This is a genomic window from Parapedobacter soli, from assembly GCF_025460835.1.
Lineage (GTDB): Bacteria > Bacteroidota > Bacteroidia > Sphingobacteriales > Sphingobacteriaceae > Parapedobacter > Parapedobacter soli.
On record NZ_JAMXAY010000175.1, the window covers coordinates 1 to 319 of the forward strand.

1 protein-coding gene and 1 tRNA gene are annotated in these 319 nt (G+C 52.0%); both read right to left on the reverse strand.

The features are described 5' to 3' along the window. Position 1 precedes the first annotated feature (1 nt). Positions 2 to 76 (reverse strand) — tRNA-Leu (locus NGM62_RS22085). Then, positions 69 to 319: GIY-YIG nuclease family protein (locus NGM62_RS22090; RefSeq protein WP_315975885.1), on the reverse strand; the 251-nt coding region annotated here is incomplete at its 5' end. The genes NGM62_RS22085 and NGM62_RS22090, both read right to left, overlap by 8 nt.

Genomic DNA, 319 nt, shown 5'->3' on the forward strand with positions numbered 1-319 from the left:
GTGGGAGCTACTGGATTCGAACCAGTGACCCTCCCGACTTTAAGTCGGGATGCGCCGAACCAGCTGAGCTAAGCCCTATTAACCAACACCTCTATCAGCTTGCGGCTCTTCCAGCCCTTGACTTCCCGTTCCCGAGACGTAGCCCCGGCCTTAGAGGGAAAAGACTCCCGGTACACCAACCGCCAATCATCAGCCTTCCCGGTAAAACCACGGTGATTCGAATTATGCCGCCGCAACCGCTCCTCAGTGTCCCTACACGAACCCACATAATAGCGATCAAGAAAATCGGAATAGATAATATAGAAATAATACATAGGTG